This is a genomic window from Aurantibacter crassamenti, assembly GCF_016811105.1.
Taxonomy (GTDB): Bacteria; Bacteroidota; Bacteroidia; order Flavobacteriales; family Flavobacteriaceae; genus Aurantibacter_A; species Aurantibacter_A crassamenti.
Window position 1 is genome coordinate 668,959 of sequence record NZ_JAFBGM010000001.1, and the last position, 15,184, is coordinate 684,142.

General features: G+C 35.6%; 10 protein-coding genes. 5 read left to right on the plus strand and 5 right to left on the minus strand.

Translation table 11 applies throughout. The features are described from left to right. Nucleotides 1-5: 5 nt before the first annotated feature. The 5 genes from mscL to arfB all read left to right on the plus strand — a co-directional run bounded on the left by mscL (nt 6) and on the right by arfB (nt 5,380). A complete protein-coding gene (mscL, locus tag JQC67_RS02870; RefSeq protein WP_203251355.1) occupies nt 6-407 on the plus strand; it encodes a large conductance mechanosensitive channel protein MscL in 402 nt (133 codons plus the stop codon). Between the two features lie 219 nt (nt 408-626). Next, nucleotides 627-1,616, plus strand: a complete 990-nt coding sequence (locus tag JQC67_RS02875) for an aspartate-semialdehyde dehydrogenase (RefSeq protein ID WP_203251356.1) — start codon at nt 627-629, stop codon at nt 1,614-1,616. A 165-nt stretch (nt 1,617-1,781) separates the two neighbouring features. Next, on the plus strand, nt 1,782-3,857 hold the full coding sequence (locus tag JQC67_RS02880) for a prolyl oligopeptidase family serine peptidase (RefSeq protein ID WP_317198350.1): 2,076 nt from the start codon (nt 1,782-1,784) through the stop codon (nt 3,855-3,857). Between the two features lie 141 nt (nt 3,858-3,998). Beyond that, entirely contained in the window at nt 3,999-4,973 is a 975-nt protein-coding gene (locus JQC67_RS02885) for an ABC transporter ATP-binding protein (RefSeq protein WP_203251357.1), read from the plus strand. 2 nt (nt 4,974-4,975) lie between these two features. Beyond that, nucleotides 4,976-5,380: an alternative ribosome rescue aminoacyl-tRNA hydrolase ArfB gene (gene arfB / locus JQC67_RS02890; protein ID WP_203251358.1), complete on the plus strand. Its 405-nt coding sequence runs from the start codon at nt 4,976-4,978 to the stop codon at nt 5,378-5,380. Nucleotides 5,381-5,436: 56 nt separating this feature from the next. On the opposite strand, the gene JQC67_RS02895 is transcribed toward arfB, so the two are convergent. The 5 genes from JQC67_RS02895 to JQC67_RS02915 all read right to left on the minus strand — a co-directional run bounded on the left by JQC67_RS02895 (nt 5,437) and on the right by JQC67_RS02915 (nt 15,061). Continuing rightward, entirely contained in the window at nt 5,437-7,203 is a 1,767-nt protein-coding gene (locus JQC67_RS02895; RefSeq protein ID WP_203251359.1) for a RagB/SusD family nutrient uptake outer membrane protein, read from the minus strand. Nucleotides 7,204-7,221: 18 nt separating this feature from the next. Continuing rightward, on the minus strand, nt 7,222-10,212 hold the full coding sequence (locus tag JQC67_RS02900) for a SusC/RagA family TonB-linked outer membrane protein (protein WP_203251360.1): 2,991 nt from the start codon (nt 10,210-10,212) through the stop codon (nt 7,222-7,224). Nucleotides 10,213-10,463: 251 nt separating this feature from the next. Continuing rightward, the gene (locus JQC67_RS02905) at nt 10,464-12,224 is read right to left on the minus strand and encodes an alkaline phosphatase (RefSeq protein ID WP_203251361.1); all 1,761 of its coding nucleotides are present in this window, start codon (nt 12,222-12,224) and stop codon (nt 10,464-10,466) included. Nucleotides 12,225-12,398: 174 nt separating this feature from the next. Further along, a complete protein-coding gene (locus tag JQC67_RS02910) occupies nt 12,399-13,481 on the minus strand; it encodes a sulfatase-like hydrolase/transferase (RefSeq protein ID WP_203251362.1) in 1,083 nt (360 codons plus the stop codon). Next, nucleotides 13,478-15,061, minus strand: a complete 1,584-nt coding sequence (locus JQC67_RS02915; RefSeq protein ID WP_203251363.1) for a fibronectin type III domain-containing protein — start codon at nt 15,059-15,061, stop codon at nt 13,478-13,480. Before JQC67_RS02915 ends, JQC67_RS02910 begins: the two co-directional genes overlap by 4 nt. Nucleotides 15,062-15,184: the final 123 nt, after the last annotated feature.

Consider the following 15,184-nt stretch of genomic DNA (forward strand, 5'->3'; position numbering starts at 1 on the left):
TTATCATGTTAAAAGAATTTAAGAATTTCATTATGACAGGCAACGTTATTGACTTTGCTGTCGCTGTAATTATGGCTACTGCTTTAGGAGCTGTAATTAACGGTTTCGTTAACAATATTGTAATGCCATTTGTTGGTCATTTTGCTGGCGGAGTTGATTTTGCAGATAAAAAAATAGTTCTTGATGAGGCTGTAGTTGACGCTGCAGGAGTAGTTACTTCTCCAGAAAACGCAATCATGTGGGGTTCTTGGGTAAATACAATTATCAATTTGATTATTGTTGGTTTCATTATGTTTTTAATAGTAAAGGCATATAATAAAACTAAAGCACCAGTTGAAGAGCCAGCACCAGCAGGACCAACTGCAGAAGAATTACTTGCTGAAATTAGAGATGCTTTAAAAAAGTAAAATATTTACTCGTTTTATAACAAGTAAAAAGGTAACACTAACAAATTAACCAACCGGCCGTCATACATAATTATATGTATGGCGGTTTTTTTTGTATAAACTCTCAGTTATAGTCTATTGTTGTATTTAAAACATTTTGTTATATTTTAATGTATTTCATTATTTGTTCTTGTAAGCCTAATAAGGTTGAACTACATTTGCGCTTTAAAATAAATTAAAATGAAAGTAGCAGTTGTTGGTGCCACCGGTATGGTTGGCGAAGTAATGTTGAAAGTTTTAGCAGAACGTAATTTTCCTATAACGGATTTGCTATTAGTAGCCTCAGAACGCTCTGTTGGCAAAAAACTAACATATAAAGGTGAAGAATATGCAATTATTGGTTTAGCCGATGCTGTTGAAGCAAAGCCCGATATTGCAATTTTCTCGGCTGGTGGTGACACTTCGCTAGAGTGGGCTCCAAAATTTGCGGAAGCCGGAACAACGGTAATTGACAATTCTTCTGCTTGGCGAATGGATCCAACTAAGAAATTGGTCGTTCCAGAAATAAACGCAGACGAACTTACCACTGAAGATAAGATAATAGCGAACCCGAATTGCTCAACTATTCAATTGGTAATGGCATTAGCTCCGTTACATGATAAGTATAAAATGAAGCGTGTAGTTATATCTACCTACCAATCCGTTTCTGGTACTGGTATTAAAGCGGTACGACAATTAGAAAACGAAGTGGCTGGCATTGAAGGTGAAATGGCCTACCCTTACCCTATTGGTAGAAATGCTTTACCTCATTGTGATGTATTTCTCGAGAATGGTTATACCAAAGAAGAAATGAAATTAGCACGTGAACCACAAAAAATATTAAATGACCGTACATTTTCTATTAGCGCAACAGCAGTTCGTATACCTACTTCTGGCGGACATTCTGAATCCGTTAATGTTGAATTCTACAACGATTTTGAACTTAACGAAGTACGACAAATATTAAATAATACTTCAGGTGTTACTGTTCAAGATAATCCTGATACTAATACCTATCCAATGCCAATCTATGCACATGATAAAGATGAAGTATTTGTAGGTCGTATTCGACGTGATGAAACCCAGCGAAACACTTTAAACATGTGGATTGTTGCAGATAACCTAAGAAAAGGTGCTGCCACAAATGCAGTTCAAATTGCAGAATATCTAGTTGCTAATAAACTAGTTTAACCTTAAACACTTAATGTTAAAACCTTCAAAATGGTATCATTTTGAAGGTTTTTTTATTTTACTTTGAAGGTATTTTAGACACTTCAAATAAAAGTAATTCTACCATTCGCAACTGTTGCAGTCATATTCGCTTGCAAATCTCATTCTAAATTAAAATTAAAAATCGTGATCTATCCCATTACTAAAAAAGTTGATGTTATTGATACTTATTTCGGAACAGAAGTAAAAGATCCTTACCGTTGGCTTGAAGATGATAGAAGCGCAGAAACAGAAGCTTGGGTAAAGGAACAAAATAAAGCAACTTTTGGGTATTTAGACAAAATACCATTTCGCGATGCGCTTAAAAAGCGTCTCGAAAAATTATGGAATTATGAGAAGTTAGGTTCACCATTTAAAGAAGGTAATTATACCTATTTCTATAAAAATAATGGCCTTCAAAATCAATATGTAATTTATCGCCAGAAGGGCGATGAAGACGCTGAGGTTTTTTTAAATCCCAATAATTTTTCTAAAGACGGCACTACTTCTTTAGCCGGACTAAGCTTTACAAAAGATGGTTCATTAGCCACATATCTTATTTCTGAAGGTGGAAGCGATTGGCGTAAGGCAATTGTTATCAATACTGAAACCAAAGAAGTTGTTGAAGATACTTTAGTTGACATTAAGTTTAGTGGAATCTCGTGGAATGGCAACGAAGGATTTTACTATTCTAGTTATGATAAACCGCAAGGCAGTGAGCTTTCAGCCAAAACTGATCAGCACAAGGTTTACTATCATAAACTTGGCACATCTCAAAAAAAGGATCAAATAATATTTGGTGCTACAACAGAAGAAAAACATAGGTACGTTGGTGCATATCTCACAGAAGATCAACGTTATCTACTTATTTCCGCAGCCGTTTCTACAACGGGTAACAAGTTATTTATTAAAGATTTGAAAGACCCAAATGGTAAGCTGAATTCGATTATAAATGATACTACAACAGATAGTTATGTTATTGAAAATGTTGGCACTAAACTCTATATAGTTACCAATTTAAATGCGCCAAACAAAAAAATAGTAACGGTTGACGCCAATAATCCTAGTCCAGAGAATTGGGTTGATTTTATTCCAGAAACAGACCATGTTCTTTCAGCAAATAAAGGTGGTGGATATTTCTTTACGGAATATATGGTAGATGCCATCTCGAAAGTACTACAATATGATTATGATGGAAATTTGATTAGAAAAGTTAATTTACCCGGGGTAGGAAGTGCGGGCGGTTTTGCTGGCAAACAAACTGACAAAGAATTTTATTTCTCTTTTACAAATTACAGTACTCCAGGTTCTTCATATAAATTCAACGTTGAAACGGGTGAATATGAGCAATATTGGAAACCAGAAATTGATTTTAAGCCTGATGATTACGAATCACACCAAGTATTTTACACCTCAAAAGACGGTACTAAGGTGCCGATGATAATAACCCATAAAAAGGGTATAGAACGAAATAGAAAGAACCCAACCATCTTGTATGGTTATGGCGGTTTCAACATCAGTTTAACACCATCATTTAGTATCGCCAATGCCGTTTGGATGGAACAAGGTGGTATTTATGCAGTTGCAAACCTAAGAGGTGGTGGAGAATATGGTCAAGAATGGCACACAGCTGGCATCAAAACAAAAAAACAAAATGTATTTAATGACTTTATAGCTGCTGCAGAATATTTAATTGCAGAAAACTTCACTGCATCAGATTTTCTTGCAATTCGCGGAGGTAGTAATGGTGGTCTTTTAGTTGGGGCAACAATGACACAGCGACCAGATTTAATGAAAGTAGTGTTACCAGCCGTTGGAGTATTAGATATGCTACGCTATCACACGTTCACAGCAGGTGCCGGTTGGGCTTACGATTATGGTACAGCTGAAGACAATAAAGAAATGTTTGAATATCTAAAAGGGTATTCCCCTTTACATAATGTAAAAGCAGGAACCTCATATCCTGCAACATTAGTAACCACGGGTGATCATGATGATCGTGTGGTACCGGCACATAGTTTTAAATTTGCTGCAGAATTGCAAGACAAACAATCAGGAAGCAATCCAACCTTAATTCGTATTGAAACCAATGCCGGCCATGGTGCGGGTACTCCAGTTAGCAAAACTATAGCGCAATATGCTGACATCTTTGCATTTACCCTATATAATTTGGGATTTAAAGAGCTCCCTAATAAAATGATATTGAATAATGCTACAGAATAATTACAAGCCAAATCAATAATAGTTCGAATTATCCGTTCTATTTTAAGAGCAGATATCTGCTTTCCCACAACCACAAATTAAACAAAAACCAGATTTCCCGCATTGCGGTAAATAATCATTATACAAATTGTACTGCTAAAAATGCTACAAGTAGATCATGTTTCTTTTGCTTACGATGACCATTCAGTATTGGAAGATATCAATCTTAAAATAGCTAATGGTGAACATATTTCTATCATTGGTGAAAGTGGTTGCGGAAAAAGCACTTTGCTTAAAATAATTTATGGAATTCTTCATATTAAACAAGGTGAGGTCTATTGGGATGACACTCCGGTTCTGGGGCCATTATATAATTTAGTGCCCGGAGAGTCTTACATGAAGTACTTATCACAAGACTTTGATTTAATGCCTTTCACAACAGTTGAGGAAAATGTAAGTGAGTACTTATCCGTTTTTGAACCAGAACTTATGGCTCAAAAAACAGCTGAATTACTTGAAATGATTGAAATGACCAACTTTGCTAAAACTAAAGTTAAAAACCTCAGCGGTGGTCAACAACAAAGAGTGGCATTAGCAAGAGTATTAGCTCAAGAACCATTAATACTTTTATTAGACGAACCATTTAGTCACATTGATAATTTTCGAAAAAATGGACTTCGAAGAAATCTTTTTGCTTATTTAAAAAAACGAGGTGTCACCGTAATTACAGCTACACATGATCATAATGATATGTTGCCTTTTGCTGATCGAGTAGTAGTCTTGAAAGACAAAAAAATCATCGCTAAAGACTCACCTAAGAATTTATATCGACAACCTAAAGACCTATACATTGCATCATTATTTGGCGAGGCTAATAAAATACCAATCAATATTGTAAAAACCTATGCAGATACCAAACGCCGTATCATTGTATATTCACATGAATTCAAAGTCTCAGAAAAATCAGGACTTGAAATAAAGGTTACAAATTCATACTTTAAAGGTGGGTATTATTTAATTGAGGGTATTTACGAAGATCAAAAGATATATTTCAATCACCATGCACCTATGGATGTTGATAAAGAAATTTTCTTGAACATATCAATCGAGACAATAAATAAAAGAATTGAAATTTAGACATGAATAATGCGCGTATTGTTCAAGAATTACAATTTAAAGCCGTTCGCAGTAGTGGTGCTGGCGGACAACATGTTAATAAAGTTTCTACAAAAGTTGAATTGACTTTTGATATGACTAATTCGTTGGCTCTTTCTGAGGAAGAAAAAGAGCGAATTTCAAAAAAATTAGCTTCAAAACTGACTAAAGAAGGGCTGATTTTATTACAAGAAGATAGAACACGTAGTCAACATAAAAATAAGGATGTAGTCATCAAAAGGTTTTTAGCCCTGTTGACAGATGCTTTAAAAATTCCCAAAAGGAGGAAAAAAAGTAGACCTACTAAATCATCAATTGAAAAACGCTTAAAATCAAAACGAATTTCTTCATTAAAAAAGTCCAACAGAGAAAAGCCTAAATTGGAATAAAAAAACCGGCATCAAAACTGATACCGGTTTTATTTGTTTAATAATTTTATGTGTTTCTAATACCCTTGGTTTTGTGTTAAGAAACCATCGATTCCAGATGCACCATCAACTGCACTTTGTGGAATTGGGAACAATCTATGATTTACATCAGAGTCCGTTTTCTCAGTCCAACTATCCTCGTACTTTCCAAAACGGATTTGATCGGTTCTTCTAAAGCCTTCCCAATACAGTTCAAATCCTCTTTCTCTAAATAAGATATCTAAATCCAATGTTGAAAGTGCCTCAGGTGTCTGTTCTGGTCTGGCCGTTCTCGAGGTTCTAACCATGTTAACATCTGCCAGGGCACCGGCATTATCGCCTTTTCTAAGTTTGGCTTCTGCACGCATCAGATAAATTTCTGCCAATCGCATTAATACCAAGTCAACACTACTATAACCATTCCCATTGGGAGAAGTGCGACTGTACTGGTATTTGGAAAAGCGATATCCTGCATGATGTAAGGAACCCATATTACTAAAATCAACTTGTAAGGTGTGATCCACATATCCAGTATCCCTGTCAGGTCCATTTCCTTTGGTCTGTTGTAGGGGGTAGATTCTTACTGAGCCATCTTCACATTTTTCAAGGTCACCATCTCCTCTGCGTGGTCCCCATTGAATGCCGCGCAGAATACCCCTATCCATTTCAAATTCTTGCGCATCCACACAATAGTAACTGTTTTCAGTTTCAGTCTCCAACAAAGGTTCTCTATTTTCCAAGTCATTAAGTTGAATGTCCGGAACCATTGTATTTCTTTGATAGAAACGTGCATCAGCTTCTGCAGGGTCTACATCGTTATAAGCATCTACCCAAGTTTGATAAAAGTCCGGAGATACTGCAGGTCCATCGGTGCCATCTGCTGTGTTGTCTGGATAAAATTCTGGTCTAGCAATCATCGCTCCAGCAATAGACCAATACGCCCAACGACTATGTTCTCTATTCAGAACACCTCTTTGGTCTAAGGCAAAAATAAGCTCCGAATTTGTGTTATTATCATCATTAAAAAGTTCAAAATACTCAGGAGACAAATCATAGCTGCCCGAATTTATTATTTGATCTGTATAAGCTATAACCTTATCCATATCTTCATCAGTAAAATTAGCTGTTCCATAAGGGTCTCTATATATTGCAGCATTAAGATATAACCTTGCCAAAAAACCATTTACGGCATTTTGGGTAATACGTCCAGGACCTTTGTTATCGTTAATAACATCAACCACAGATAACAATTCACTTTCAATATAAGCAATGGCCTCATCTGTTCTGAGTACTTCTGAAAGCGCATCGGATGATTCCTTTTTAAATACCACTCCCCAACTATCTAGCATCAACATGTTTAAATAAGCCCTTAGTGCCTTCATCTCATACAATGCAGCTGTAGCGTCCACGTTACCTTCTTCAGAAAGCGGTGTAAGTACTTCAATAGCTGAAAGGGTTCTAGATATATTAATAGTCACTTGGTTCCATCCAGAGCCTATTAAATCATTACTCGGCGTAAAGTTGTGTTGATGTGCGGCTATGAACTTACCTCCATCAAACCAGTCCGTACCCCCTCGATATGGAAGTATTGCCTCATCCGAAGAAACCTCTTGAAGACCAAAGTAATTGGTATGCCTCCAAGTCCATGAAATATAGCCGTAAGCAGGGGCAATAGCTCCATTTATAGCATCTGCTTCCGCACCAAATTCAGTTTCATCAATTCGCTCTTCTATTAAATCGGTACAGCTTAGACCCAATAGTCCGAACAGTACCATAAATACTCCTATTTTTATTCTATTTTTCATCTTTTAAACAATTATAAGTTAGAATGATACATTTAGGCCAAACATGAATGTTCTTGCAGTAGGATATCTGTACCTATCAATTCCAAAGGTTTGTATTTGGTCTATTTGACTTCCCGTATTTACCTCTGGGTCGTAGCCTGAATAATCGGTAATGGTGAAAAGATTCTGTCCCGTAATGTTAAAACGAATATTATTAACCCATTTATCAAGACCAATAATGGACGGTTCAAGAGAATAGCCTAGACTGGCATTATTTAACCTTAAAAAACTTCCATCTTCCAAATAACGAGTAGACACATCATTCGAGTTCGTAGTGCTTTCATTAGGGTAAGCAACGGAAAAATCTGTAGTATTTAAATTGTTAACCAGCTGCCCTTTGTTAAAAAGAGACATAGTAGTATGGTTAAATATTTTGTTTCCAGAAACTCCATTAAAATTAAAGCCTAAATCAAATTTTTTGTAGTTAAAATTTAAATAGAAAGCATATAGCAAATTAGGAAGTGCGCTACCAGGCACAATACGATCATTATCTAAGGATACCCCATCTGCTACAACATCACTGAATTGGTTCAGGCCATCTTCACCTATTCCAATAAAATCTTTCATATAAAAGGCACCAATGGGCTCATTGTTGATGTAACCATTGATAGTAGCACCTGTTTGTCCGGCTCCTTGTGCAGCACCCGAGGTAATTACTGAATATATAGATCCTTCAACTACGTTATCTATAAAAGAGACATTACCTCCTAAATTATAAGTAAAATCTTCACTGATGTTTCCTCTGTAATCCAATGCAACTTCGTATCCGTTATTCTTTACCTTCATATCCGGAAAATTGGTCCAGTATTTTTCTGTAGGATTAATTGGATCTGGAGTAGTAGCGAATAAAATAACATCGTTAGTTACTTTGTTAAAATAATCGATGGTTCCTGTTAGACTGCCATTAAAAAAAGCAAAATCTAGTCCTATATTGGCCTGTGTTACGACTTCCCACTTTAGATCCGGATTGGCTGTTCGCACAGCAATAGTTCCGTAGGGATAATCGTCCAATGAAGATTCCGTTCCATCCAATGGATAAGTGTCGTTATCACCTTTAGAATCATTGTAACTGGCATAACTAGCTTTACTAGCAATCCCGTTCTGGTTTCCAGTTTGTCCCCAAGAAGCACGTAATTTCAAATTGCTAATTAAGTCACTGTCAGCTAAAAAGTCTTCTTTGTAAATATTCCAACCCAAAGCAACGGATGGAAAGTAACCGTATTTATTATTAGCACCAAATCTAGAAGAACCATCAGCACGTAAAGTTCCCGTGAATAAATATTTATCGGCATAGGAATAGTTTAACCTTCCAAAATAGGATTGAAGTTCATCAATGGTGGCAGTAGATGCTATTGTGGTGGCCGTAACATCCGTACTAGATTGGTCTTGGTAACGGGGTTCTATACCGTTATTTGCAAACCCTCCTTGAAAATTAATATTCTTTCTTTCAAATATTGTTTCTTGGTAAGAATGCCCAGCTAAAAGAGTTATGCTATGCTTTTCGTAATCCAATTTATAGTTTAGGGTATTTTCAATTAAGTAGTTACTATTCTCCGTAGAAATGGTATTCAAGGTACCCATGAACAAACCTTCACCCAAGGTATAGGGCATATTTTGAATATCACGGTTGGTCATTGAATAATCCACACCAAGATTCACCTTATATGTCAATCCTTTTACAAGTTCTAAAGAAGGAGTAATATTTGCTAAAATACGATTACTACTAGCCTCATCTAAGTAAATCTCATTCCGTTGTAACGGGTTTAGGATTAACCCACTAGCTCCCTCTAATACGGCAATATTTCCATTGCTGTCATATGCGGAAGAGGTAGGATTTAATTGGAGCATACTCACAATTGTTGATCCAATATCAGGTCTTTCATTTATGGTTTTTGAGGCAGTCAGATTAAAATCTACGTTTAACTTACCATCAAACGCTTTCTGATTCAATTTTACACGACCAGAATACCTTTTAAGGTCACTATTATAGAAAATACCTTGTTGGTCCGAAACACCTCCAGAAAGGAAATAGGAAAACTTTTCGCTTACCCCACCACTCATGGATAGATTAACGTTCTTGGTAATTCCGGTACGGGTTAGCGTATCTTGCCAATCTGTGTTTCCACCTTGATCGTCCAAGGTTCCTCCGGCCGCGGGTACCTGTTGCCTAAACTCATCGGCATTAAATACATCCATCTTTTTAGCGATTGACGACATAGCAGTTGAAACAGACAATTCCATTTCTGCCTTACCGGCCTTACCTTTTTTAGTGGTTATCATAATTACCCCGTTTGCCGCCCGTGCACCATAGATTGCTGTTGCCGAAGCATCCTTTAACACATCCATGGATGCTATATCTTGAGGATTAATAAAGTTTAGTGGACTTGTCCCCATACCAATATCATTACTACTGATAACAAAACCGTCAATCACATAGAGTGGTGCTGTTCCTGACCTAAGGCTTCCTACTCCCCTAATAATAACGTTTTGCGAAGCACCTGGCTCTCCACTGACATTAGTAATATTTACCCCAGATACTTTTCCTTGTAGCAACTGCCCTGGGTTGGCAACTACTCCTTGATTAAAATCTTCGCTCTTTACGGATGCAATAGATCCCGTAACATCAGATTTTTTCTGAGTACCATAACCTATAACTACAACATCTTCTAATTGTGTTGCATCTTCTGAAAGTTGTGTACTTATAGAATTTTGACCATTAAGAGGCAAATCCAAAGTATTGTAACCTAAATAAGAAATTTCTAAGATGGCATTTTGATTCGCAACTTCAATTGTAAAATTTCCATCAAAATCAGTTGTCGTTCCATTGGAGGTTCCTTGTTCTACAACACTCGCTCCAGGGAGCGGAGTACCATATTCATCGGTAACATTACCGTCTACAGCATGTTGAGCCCACGCACTTGTCGCGAAACAAAACAGACTGATAATCATCAATAATTTTTGTTTTTTCATTTAATTAAGTTTAGTTAAGTTATTAAAAGCACCCTAATGAGGTATTTCCTTTCAAGTTACAAGTTGTTTTTTATTAAAGCAACAACATTTTAACGGGCGCAAAAATAATGGGGATTTGTCTTAGAACTATTAATCAAAGCTTACCATTGGTTTAATTAATAATTACCTGAATTCTCTAATATTATATAAATGTTATAATTGCCAACTTGTGCGAGTTAGAATAAAATTATTTTATATACAGGTATTAATTCTTAAGGTTGAATTTCTAATACTTTCAAAATTTTAGAGAACACTAGGTTATTCTCATACACTCCTTGAAATTCATTTGATCTAGGGCCATAAGCAAAAATAGGAACCATAACAGCAGTATGATCTCGAGTACTAAATTCACCTTCAATTTCATGGTTTTCTATATTTCCTTGTGGAATTGTAAGTCCGCCAGTTTCATGATCAGCCGTAATAATTACTAAAGTTTTAGGATTTTGATCCGCAAATTTCAATGCCTCAGCAATAGCTCTATCAAATTGAATACTTTCACGTATAACACCAGAAATATCATTTTCGTGACCGTACGAATCAATTTTAGCACCTTCAATCATTAAGAAAAATTGCTTTTTACTTGACTTTAAATACCGCAACGTATTCTTTGCTGCTGAAGCAAGTTCTGAGTTGTCATTCATTAAATAACTTAGCCTCTTCTTTTTACTACTTCCTAAGCTTTCAAGTGAGGGCATCATTTCAAAAGAATCAATATTCTTATTTGTATTGGCATCCCATAAACCTCTGCTCACGAAAAAAGAAATTTTACTATTAACTAAGTCCTTACCAATCTCATCTGACATATCACGATCTTTTTGATGTGCATAAAATGAAGAAGGTGTTGCACCAGCAACATTATCAGTAGTAACAATACCTGAAACAAATTTTTTGCGAGAAAGCAATTCTGTCAAATTCTCTATTGGGCTGCCGTTTGCATCAACTCCAATTGCCCTATTTGGCACCTTTTCACCTGTTGCCAAGGCTGTACCTGCAGCGGCAGAATCAGTAGTAAAATCATCAGAAGATTGTGTTTTTAAAAAACCAATACTCTTAAGTTTCGTGAGTGACAATTCACCATTATTAGCCAAAGAGGTGGCCGATATTTGTGTAATTCCGTTTCCATCACCAATCAATAAAATTACATTTTCAACCTCATTGTCTTTTTGGTCTGAAGCAAAACTAGGTTTATATACTTCTGAAAATTGCGAGTTTTGAACAACACTTTTATCCAACTTTTGAACATATGCAACACAGTTAAAAGGCATATCAGTATTAATGAAATCTACACCTAAATTTACCATTGCTTTCCATGCAGTTTTAGAATCTGGCGTAGCCCAAAAACGAAATGGTTTTCCTAATGCATGTGCCCTATCTATTGCTATAGAAACCTTAGTCAAATCTTCAGCAGTCAACCTACCTTTTCCGTTCCAAAAAGAGAATTTTTTAAAGCTTAAACTAACAAGTGCAATTTTATTTAATATGGATGCATCACTAATTGTATCTAAACTCTGATAATCAAAATGGATGAATTCAGGATAATTTATATAGTCTTCTACTTTTGGTCGATTACCTGAAATAACAATTGACAAATTTTCATTATTTATTAAGGCAGGATACATTTTTAAAGTTGTAACAATTGCATCTAAGGTTGTGTAGGCTTCCGATTTAATATCTAAAAGTAATTGAAAAGGTTTCTCTCCAAGATTAGTCACTTTTAAGCTTTTAACCAATGGGTTTAAATACAGTTCTTCAAGATTTCTATTTGCTTTAAGCTCATGTTTATCATGTGCAACAAGTAATTTTTCGTCAACTAAAAAAACATCAGCTTCAACAGATGTAGCACCAGCAGAAACTGCTTTCCAAAATGGAACATTTTGAAAATAATCATTATGAGAATGAACTCTATAATTATTTGATTGCTGTGCAAACGAAACAGTGGTAATAAGAAATAAAAGGAATATAATTTTTTTCATGATTGCAATTTATACTTTTTAAAACATAAAAACCGGCATCTAGCCAGACACCGGTTTAATAAACTAACTCAAACTAAACTAACTCAAATAATGTTTTGTAAAATTCGCGCTTTCAACATTATTGATTGTTAATTAAAAGTGACCAAACCATTATGATTTACTAAGTCAAACTGACTATAGTTTAACAGGTTTCGCTTTCATTAATTGAGTGTCGATTTTTAGATTCATTGCTTTAAGAACAGTAGGCGCAATCATATTAGTATATAATTGATGATCCGTCTTAATTTCTCCTTTTGAAGTAACACCTTTACCAAATAAGACCATCCATACTTCACTTGAATTTTTCACCTCATCACCATGACTCCGCCATGTATCTAATGGGTCGGTACCTCTACCATGATCTGTCGTAATAATGAATAAAGTATTGTCTTTATAAAATGGGTCTTGCTGTGTAAAGTCCCAAAGTTCTTTAATCATTCCGTCTGTTGCTTTCGCAGATTTCAGATATGCATCATATTCGCCGTCGTGGGCAAAATCATCAGTTTCGCCATACGCAATGTATACAAGTTCAGGATGATCTTTTTTCATTGTCTCTAATGCATAATAATGTGTAAAACCATCAAATCGAACAGTACCCCATGGGCTCGGCACTTTAGGCTGAAGTTCATTTAAAAGTTTTTCTCGTTCAGTAAGATTATTCCCTTTTGCACTTTCAAAACCAGCATTAACAGGCACGCCTGATCGTTCTTCATTTACGATGTATGGGAAAACATCCCAACTTCCGAAAGCAGCAACTTTACCTTTATAGCTAGCATCTGAATTAGCAATTTCTAAAACCGTTTTATTGGGATTATTTATTTTGGCATTACTATCAATTCTTTCATCATCAGCCTTTCCGGTTAAAATTTCATTGTAACCAGGGTATGAAAACCACATTTTATTAGTCAAGTTCACTTTACTTCCGAGATTTCTATTCCCGTGAATTTGACCTATTTCTTGAACTTTAGACCAAACAAAAGGTAGTAGCGTTTCTCTTCGCTCAACTGCAGTTTTCTTCCAGAATAACTTTTTCAAACCTGTAGTATCATGCACATACTTTTTATTCGCTACTAAAAGTGGGTCGGCACCAGTAAAAAGTTCTTGCCAACGCAGACCATCCAAAGTAATTAAAACAACTTTTGTGTTTTTTGATTGTTGTGCTGTAAGTGAAAAAGCAAATACTGCCATGAAGACAGAAAGCATTATTTTAATTTTCATTTCTCTTTTGTTTTAAAATTTTTAACCGATGACCAGTCACTCCAATTCAAGTTTTGATCTCTGTATCGTACTCTCCAGTAATATGTTGTATTTGGTTTTAGGCGTTTTATTTCTTCATCTGTAAGATCATCATCTTTCTGACGATTCTCTTTATAATACCAGTTTTCATGTTGTTTCCATCTATCAAATGCTGGCTTTTCAAAAGATTTTGTAGACGATATTTGCCAATGCGAAGCTGCATGAAAAGTGCCAGAATATGAACTCTTAAATTCACCCGCTTTAAAAACTACATTGGTAATACCGATATCTGATTTGACCGGTGAAATTGCCTCAGGAGTATTTGGTTTTCGTTCATTTCTCCATATTGTAATACTATCTCTCAACTCGTTTTCACGATGCTCAATTGTATTACCTCTACTAATGCGTTTTATAGTGAATTTTGGATTTTTTCTATCACCGTCAACAGAAACCATTACAAAACCATACTCATCTTGTGTAACAGTAAACTCATCATAATCTCTGCCTTCAAATTCTCCCCAATTGTCTATTGCTCCACCTGCTGATGCCACATTAATCCAAAGGTGTTTGTGGTCTTTAGATTGTCCTCGAGAATACCCGTGTGTATGCCCAAAAAAGTGAATACTTGGCTTACCAGTTTTAGTTGAAAATTGCTCTAATTCTTTTACAATTTTTCCTGTAAAATCTTCTTCACCAGGTATCCAGAGTTCTGATTTGTAAGGATGATGCAATTGTGCAAAAACAAAATCAATTTTATCATCTTTTTCAGTTTCTACAAGTACCTTTTTCAACCATTCTAATTGTTCATATAAATCGCGATAGCCATCATTAGAGTCTAAACCAATAACACGCGTATTGCCATAATCTTTATACCACCAATGTTCAGCATAAGCTGGCGTACCATTCTCTGGCAAACTAAAATATTTAAAGTAATACACAGAATTACGTTCATGATTACCGGGTACGGGATACACAGGCACTTCTGAAAACAATTTCTCAGCAGGATTAAAAAAATGGTCTTTCCATTGAAAGAATTTTGAACCACGTTCAACTAAATCGCCAGGTATAAGAACCATTGCAAGATTATCAGGTAATGTTCCACCGAATTCCTTTTCAAGATAGCCGATGACGCCTTCATTCACCACCTCGCTAAATTTGTCAGGTTGGTTGTGATCATATTGCATATCACTCATGGCAACTAATTTAAAATCTTCTCCATCATCAGAAAAGGGCGATGTTTTGAATTGAAAAATATCTGATTTCATTTTACCTGTACGCACTCGATAATAATATTCAGTAAACCGATCTAAACCTTCAATTTTAACGGTATGCACTTGAACTTTATCAAAGTTGATTGCGTCAGAAGTACCTTTAGACTTTTTACCTAATTTAGGGCTCGTACCCCATTCTACAATACTCTCTTCACCCTCTGAAGTTTGCCACATTACAACTGCTGAATTGGGTTCAACATCTTGTATATAGGGTTTAATTTCTAATTCTTGCGCCCCTAATTGCAAGCAAATACTCGCAACCATTGAGAATAAAATTACTTGATACTTCATATTCAAATTTTAATTAAAAGGTATGTGTCTATTACTGGATTTGAAAAAGTTGACCAGAAAGTGTGATTAATTATGCAATTAAATCATTACACAATTTACCATTCTCTGGTCAACCTTATTTAT

Coding starts and splice junctions, on each gene's coding strand:
- JQC67_RS02875 (WP_203251356.1), top strand. CDS start 627: ATGAAAGTAGCAGTTGTTGGTGCCACCGGTATGGTTGGCGAAGTAATG.
- JQC67_RS02885 (WP_203251357.1), top strand. CDS start 3,999: ATGCTACAAGTAGATCATGTTTCTTTTGCTTACGATGACCATTCAGTA.
- JQC67_RS02910 (WP_203251362.1), bottom strand. CDS start 13,481: ATGAAAATTAAAATAATGCTTTCTGTCTTCATGGCAGTATTTGCTTTT.
- JQC67_RS02905 (WP_203251361.1), bottom strand. CDS start 12,224: ATGAAAAAAATTATATTCCTTTTATTTCTTATTACCACTGTTTCGTTT.
- arfB (WP_203251358.1), top strand. CDS start 4,976: ATGAATAATGCGCGTATTGTTCAAGAATTACAATTTAAAGCCGTTCGC.
- JQC67_RS02915 (WP_203251363.1), bottom strand. CDS start 15,061: ATGAAGTATCAAGTAATTTTATTCTCAATGGTTGCGAGTATTTGCTTG.
- JQC67_RS02900 (WP_203251360.1), bottom strand. CDS start 10,212: ATGAAAAAACAAAAATTATTGATGATTATCAGTCTGTTTTGTTTCGCG.
- JQC67_RS02895 (WP_203251359.1), bottom strand. CDS start 7,203: ATGAAAAATAGAATAAAAATAGGAGTATTTATGGTACTGTTCGGACTA.
- mscL (WP_203251355.1), top strand. CDS start 6: ATGTTAAAAGAATTTAAGAATTTCATTATGACAGGCAACGTTATTGAC.